A 6,371-nucleotide genomic window follows, 5' to 3' on the forward strand; every position below is an offset into this window, starting at 1 on the left:
GCCCTAGTTAGCCGTCACGGCTCCCGTGCGCAGATCGAAACTGAAGCTGCGCTCCACGGCCCGTGCGCCTCCGTCGTACGCCACCGCAAAAGCCAGTTCGAGCGAGTCCCGCGCCAGATCCTCCTCGGTGACCGTGTACACCGGCGTGAAGTACAGCGCTTCCGCGCCCGGTGCCAGATCGGCGGGCCGGAAGTCCGCCGGATTGGCGTGCGGTCCCAAGAGCACGACGCCGGTGGCTGGCTGGGTGCCCACGTTGCGGGCGCGTCCGGTGAAGGCGAGGATGTCCCCGGCTTTGTAGCCCGGAATGATCGGCCCGTAGTTGAGGTCCTGGGCTTCGCGGGTTCCGAGGACCTGCGCCTGCTCCGCGGAGTAGCCTTGGCCCACTTCCTTCCAGGTCTGCACGTCCCAATCGCAGTCGTTCTCCGGGGAGATGACATGGAATTCGCCGGCGTTCTGCCACACAGCGGGTCGGCCGGGCGTGATGGAGCGCAGTTCCATGTGAAACTCGAGATGGTCGGACCGGACCTGGGTTTCGGGTGCCCTGGCCGCACCCGCGGCCGCCCCGGGGAGTTGCCCTGTCAACTGCTCCGCTGGGACTGAAACGAAGACGATTTCGCGGTATCCCTGCCGCTCGTACAAGACGCCGATGTTGCCATCCGGAAGCCGCGCCGCCGTCGAGTACGCCGAGCTGCCCTCGCAAAGGACCAGCTTGGCGGGCCAGCTGGCCCCGTTGTCCGTGGACAGGCTGAGGACCGTGTTGCGCCGCAGGGAGGTGTCCTGGTTGTGGCTCGCGATCAGCCAGCTGTTCGTGGCCGGGGTGGCCAAGGAAATCACGCTTGGCAGGCCGTCGAAGCGGACAAGGGAGCCGTTGTCGCTTGGGTCGGGGAGGTCTTCCACGGGTTCCAGTTGGCTCCACGTCTCGCCGCCGTCATTGGAGACTGCTGCCAGGCGCCGGGGAGTGGCGCGCGAGTGCAGGAGGAGGCGGCCGTCGTCGAGGCACGCAACCTTGTTCTCGTTGGGGCCGACCCCGTCCGGGCCCTTTCCGATGAGCGAACCGAGCGTCCAGTTCTCGCCGTGGTCGTCGCTGTACGCGGAAGCCGCCATGATTTCGCCGTCCGCGAGCACGACGAACTGCTGCACCAGGCGCCCGGTGAACGGACCGGTGTGCAGCTGGATTCCCTGCCCGGCAGCGGCGAAGATCCCCGTGATGCCGCGGTCGTGAGCGCCCGCAGCACTGCCTGGCTTGAGCTGATCGGTGAGCCGCCGATGCTGCCAGGTGACGCCGTCGTCGTCGGAAAAGCTGACATCGCAATGCTGCACGTCGTCATCCGGTTCCAGGCCGCCTACCGCCTCGAAGAAACCGGCATGTGTCCCTGCGGCGTGGAACATGAAAATCCGCCCGGTCATGGCGTCCACCAGGAGGCTGGGATCGCCGTAGCCGTTGAGCCCCGAGCCGCTGCGGACCACCCGTTGTTCCTCCCAGCTGCGGCCATTGTCCGTGCTGCGCCGGAGCAGGAGATCGATCGGATTGGGCAGGTCGTCCAGGTTCGGCCGGCCGTCATAGGCGGCGAGCACTGTTCCCGCCGTGGAAACGGCCAGCGCGGGGATGCGGTACTGCCGGTAGCCACCCGTGCCGCGCACCGCCAGGACGTGCTCGACGTCGGGACGAGCTTGGGGGAGTGTGGCACCATTGCGCTGGAGGTAGGAGGTCACACCTCCATGATACGAGATGGCGCCTTGGGTGCTAGCTGATCTTGCGCCGGTAGGCCGCCGTGGCGAAGAAGTAGGCGAGAACGAGGATGCCGAGGTACCATGCGAGAGCGACCCATATGTCGCTGCCGATTGGCCGTTGTTCAAACAGATCCTGGATCGTGTTGACGATCGAAGTGACCGGCTGGTTCTCTGCGAAGGCGCGCACGGGACCCGGCATGGTGGCCGTGGGGACGAAAGCCGAGCTGATGAACGGCAGGAAGATCAGCGGGTAGGAGAACCCTCCGGCACCGTCCACGGACTTCGCTGTCAGGCCCGCAATAATTGCGAGCCAAGTGAGTGCCAGGGTGAACAGCGCCAGGATCCCGATGATGGCGAGCCATGCCAGCAGGCTTGCCGATGTGCGGAATCCCATGAGGAGGGCCACCACCATGATGATCACGAGTGAGAGCCCGTTGGCGACGAGGGAAGTCAGCACATGCGCCCACAGCACGGACGATCGTGCGATCGGCATGGAGTGGAACCGCTCGAAAATCCCGCTCTGCATGTCGTAGAACAAGCGAACGGCGGTGTACGCGATGCCCGATGCAATCGCGATCAGCATGATTCCCGGCAGCAGGTAGTTGACGTAGTTCTCGGTGCCTGTCCTGATGGCGCCGCCGAACACGTAGACGAACAGCAGCATGAGGGCGATCGGTGTGATCGCGGTGGTGATAATGGTGTCCGCGCTGCGGAAGATGTGACGCATGGAGCGGCCCAGCAAGACGGCCGTGTCTCCGAAGAAATGTGTGCTCATGACTGGTCCTTACTTGACGCGACCTTGCCCTCGTTGCCCACAAGCGCGAGGAAGATATCCTCCAGGGTGGGCTGCTTTTCGACGTACTCGACCTTCGCTGGCGGGAGTAGTTGCTTGAGCTCGCCGAGGGTGCCGTTCGCGATGATCCGACCGTGATGAAGGATGGCGATCCGGTCCGCGAGTTGTTCGGCCTCGTCGAGATACTGCGTGGTGAGCAGAACCGTGGTGCCGTGGTTGGCGAGCTCCTGGACCACCTGCCACACCTCGATGCGTGCTTCGGGGTCGAGCCCGGTGGTCGGCTCGTCGAGGAAGATCACCTCGGGCTGCCCGACCAGGCTCATGGCGATGTCAAGGCGACGGCGCATGCCTCCTGAATACGCTGACACCTTTCGCGATGCCGCCTCGGACAGGTTGAAGCGGGCGAGGAGATCATCCGCCGCTTGGCCGGGGTCCTTCAGGTGCCGCAACTTGGCAACGAGCACCAGGTTCTCCCGACCGGAGAGGATCTCGTCGACAGCTGCGAATTGTCCGGTGAGGCTGATGGATTCCCGAACCCGCAGCGGTTGGGTCACGACGTCGAATCCATTGACGGTGGCCGTGCCGGCGTCCGGACGCAGCAGCGTGGACAGGATTTTCACCATCGTGGTCTTTCCTGCTCCGTTGGAGCCGAGAAGGGCGAAGATGGTGCCCGGTGCCACCTCGAAGTCCACACCGCGCAGCACGTGCAACTCCTTGTAGGACTTTTCCATGCCCTGCACGCGGATCGCGGGTTCGCGGGTGGTGGATGCACTGGTCATGACTACCTCTCCTTCCCATCGTCTCCGGCGGCGGCGTCGATTGCCTTGACCAGGCGTTCCCGCTCCTTGTTGATCCACTGACCGCCCGTGTAGTTGCGCATGAACGTTTCGGCGAATTCCACCGGGTCGTCGCCGACGATCGAGCGGATCGGCGTTCCGTCCGCTGCGCTCTGTTCGAAGAGATCGGTGAGATCGCCGAGCATCCGCAGCAGCACGTCGCCCTTGGTGATGGCCCCGAAGTACACCAGGTACCGTTCCAGCGCGGTCGCCGCCGCGCGATAGTCCGCGGGAAGCTGCTCCACGCGTGCCTTGTTTTGCCGGTATTGCTTTTTCTGTTCGAGCGATCCCGTGAGCTGCTCGATCCACCCTGTGGCCATGTTCACTTTCCTCCCTTTCGGAGCTGTTCCAGTCGCTCGGACAGGAAACTCCACGTATTCCAGAATTCGTCCAGTTCCTTCTCGCCCTGCTCGTTGAGCGAATAGACCTTGCGCGGCGGGCCCTTCTCGGACGGCCGCTTCTCGACATCGACAAGGCCTTTTTGCTCGATCCTGACGAGAAGTGCATACACGGTGCCCTCGGCGATCTCGGTGAAGCCCTGTCCCCGGAGCAGCGTCGTGATTTCGTACCCGTACGCGGGATTCCCGGTCAGGAGGGCGAGAACGATGCCCTCCAGGGTCCCTTTGAGCATCTCCGTCATCTGCTTGCCCATTGGACACCTCCTTTTCACTACTCAGTGTTACTAGCTACTAGTACATAGTAGCGCTAGGTAGTGGAAACGCAAGCCCCTATGGAAACCGCACCGAAGCGCACTCAGGGCCGCTGGAACGCGCCGTCCCTCAACAGGGCCACGGTGGTCCCGGCGTCAAGTTCGCCGGCGATCTCGACGTCGTCCGCGTACCCTGCACCGATCAACTCACGGCCGCTGGAGCAGCCCCGCAGAACCTCATGGAGCCTGGGTTCAGCAGCGTTGTACACCGCCATCGCGGCATCAGCCTCCGGAGCGAAACCTTCCCTGCCGTCCTCCGGGGTGAAGCCGCCCCGCCCTGCAGCAGCGAGCCCGGCAATGAAGGCGCCGGCCCCGATCTGATCCTCCACGGCGGGCCGGAGCGAACCGCCGGGCCAAAGCTCGCCGGCCGCGATCACCGCCACCACCGCATCCGGGGGGAGTTCGGACGCCACCCAATCCGCGGTGGCGGCTGCATTACGCAGTGACACGGCCGCGATAAGGGGGATTTCCCGGGCGAGCTCGTGCGCGATGGATGAGCCGTTGGGCGAAGGCAGCACGACGCGGCTCAACGTCCGTGCGTCCCGCAAGCTCGACGGCGACAGGCTCAGTCCGCCTCCACCCCGCGGGCCAGCCAGTTGGGCATCATGTTGGGCGGCGAAATCCTCGGCCCCGGCGTCCTTCCACGGATACGGGAACACCATGGCGCCCCGGTCGACGGCGACACTGACGCATGTGGTGAAGGAGAGGACGTCAACCACGACGGCAAGGTCCGCTCCCGACGCGACCGCATGGGCGCCGTCGAGCCCCCATTCGAACCTCACCGTGAACGGAAGCTGCCGGTGCACCGTCCCCGCCATGGTCATGACAGTTCGGCCTCCAGGTTGCGGCGTGCGGCATCGAGCCACAGGGTCTTCGCGCGTTCGCTGTGGAAGAGCGGATCCAAGGCGAGCAGTTGGCGGACGACGGCGGTGCGGCCCGCCGCGAAGTCTGCATCGCCGACGTGGGCGTAGTCCTCGCGGACAGCAGCCAGGTAGCGCGCGTAAGCCGCGGGTTCCGCGCCGAGGATGGACAGATCGGCGTCGCACAAGAGGGCGCCGGCATGGTCTCCCGGTACGGGGTTGTGGGTGGAGGTCAGCCTGACCAGCCGGGCAACGTCGTCGATCACTGGCCCGGGAAGTCCCGCAATGGCCAGGCGGTCTTCAGCCAGCCTGGCCGACTGCTCTTCGTCCTGCCCTGCGATTCCCTCGTAGACGGCGTCGTGGAACCACGCGGCCAAAGTCACTGAGCGCGCAGGCGGCCCGGGTTCGGTGAGGAGATCCAAGGCTTCCAGGACCGCCAGCAAATGCGTGCGGCTGTGGTACTTCCGATGGTCCTCGCCCCAGCGTTCGAGCAGCTCGAAACCCAGCTCCTCATGTCCCGGAAGTATCGAATTCCAGCGCTCCAGCAAGGGCACGGTGAGGGCCTTGCTGCGTTGGCGGGCGGGGATCCGCAAGCCGCTCGCGATCAATTTCCGCACCAAAATCCGGGCCTCCACGGGGATGGCACCTGCGGACAGGAGGTCCTGGTAGCGGCGTTCCGGGACGTCGTAGTGGTCGCCGTCGAAGGCGCGCTCGGGAATCCCCGCGGCCTCGGCGAAGGCATGCAGCTCCTCGAGCGAGGTGTCCGAGACGAGGTGGGAGAACACGGTCCCGTGCGCGGGCCACAGCGGCGGATCAACGTAGACGGCCATGGCCTGCGCCCAAGAAACTACGGGTTTTTCCGGGTGGCTACCGCTGAGAGCGCGGTCAGGCCCTTTTCGAAGTCGCCGCCCACCATCTTCTCCATGTTCATGAACAAAGCGAAGATTTTGCCGAGGCCCTTGTTCTCGCCGGTCATAGTCCAGGTGACACGGGTGCCGTCCCCTTCGGGCACGAACGTGAACCCCGTGGGGTTGACGGCCTTCATCGGCTTGGTGAATTCAAGGCGGATGTCGATCTTGCCGGGCTCCTCCGAGCCGACGATTTCCATGGTTCCGGTGCCGGCCTTGTTGTTGCCGCTCCAGGCATACTTAGCTCCGACGCCGGACTCGTTGCCCGAGTAGCTCCGGCTCAGCTTGGGGTCAACGGCTTCCCATGGAGACCATTTGGTCCACTCGTGGAAGTTGTTGACGAAGGGGAAGATGTCGGAGGGCGCGGCGGGGATCAACGCATTGCGAGTGACTGTGAAGGGTGCCATGTGCATATCGTACGGTGCTTTGTCGGGATCGTGGGTGCGGGCCGGGGGGGGGGGGGGGGGGCCCCCCCCCCCCCCCCCCGCCCCCCCCGCCCCGCGGGGGGGGGGCCCCGGGGGGGGGGGGGATGGG

General features: G+C 65.3%; 8 protein-coding genes. All 8 read right to left on the reverse strand.

Going from position 1 to position 6,371, the window contains the following annotated elements:
• Positions 1–3: 3 nt before the first annotated feature.
• Positions 4–1,713, reverse strand: coding sequence for an exo-alpha-sialidase (locus tag ABH924_RS20065; RefSeq protein ID WP_404501673.1), 1,710 nt, complete (start codon positions 1,711–1,713; stop codon positions 4–6).
• 31 nt (positions 1,714–1,744) lie between these two features.
• Positions 1,745–2,506, reverse strand: coding sequence for an ABC transporter permease (locus ABH924_RS20070; protein WP_404501675.1), 762 nt, complete (start codon positions 2,504–2,506; stop codon positions 1,745–1,747).
• On the reverse strand, positions 2,503–3,303 hold the full coding sequence (locus ABH924_RS20075) for an ABC transporter ATP-binding protein (RefSeq protein WP_404501677.1): 801 nt from the start codon (positions 3,301–3,303) through the stop codon (positions 2,503–2,505). The genes ABH924_RS20070 and ABH924_RS20075 overlap by 4 nt, the downstream gene beginning before the upstream one ends.
• 2 nt (positions 3,304–3,305) lie before the next feature.
• Positions 3,306–3,680, reverse strand: a complete 375-nt coding sequence (locus ABH924_RS20080) for a DUF1048 domain-containing protein (RefSeq protein ID WP_404501679.1) — start codon at positions 3,678–3,680, stop codon at positions 3,306–3,308.
• A gap of 2 nt (positions 3,681–3,682) precedes the next feature.
• Positions 3,683–4,012: a PadR family transcriptional regulator gene (locus tag ABH924_RS20085; protein ID WP_345448401.1), complete on the reverse strand. Its 330-nt coding sequence runs from the start codon at positions 4,010–4,012 to the stop codon at positions 3,683–3,685.
• A 101-nt stretch (positions 4,013–4,113) separates the two neighbouring features.
• On the reverse strand, positions 4,114–4,893 hold the full coding sequence (locus ABH924_RS20090; RefSeq protein WP_404501681.1) for a 2-phosphosulfolactate phosphatase: 780 nt from the start codon (positions 4,891–4,893) through the stop codon (positions 4,114–4,116).
• Positions 4,890–5,759: a DUF4031 domain-containing protein gene (locus ABH924_RS20095; RefSeq protein WP_404501683.1), complete on the reverse strand. Its 870-nt coding sequence runs from the start codon at positions 5,757–5,759 to the stop codon at positions 4,890–4,892. Before ABH924_RS20095 ends, ABH924_RS20090 begins: the two co-directional genes overlap by 4 nt.
• Positions 5,760–5,776: 17 nt before the next feature.
• Positions 5,777–6,244 carry an SRPBCC family protein gene (locus tag ABH924_RS20100; RefSeq protein WP_234754758.1) on the reverse strand — a complete coding sequence of 156 codons (468 nt, stop codon included), beginning with the start codon at positions 6,242–6,244 and terminating at the stop codon, positions 5,777–5,779.
• Positions 6,245–6,371 lie beyond the last annotated feature (127 nt).

It is taken from the genome of Arthrobacter sp. GAS37 (assembly GCF_044908325.1).
Taxonomy (GTDB): domain Bacteria; phylum Actinomycetota; class Actinomycetes; order Actinomycetales; family Micrococcaceae; genus Arthrobacter; species Arthrobacter ramosus.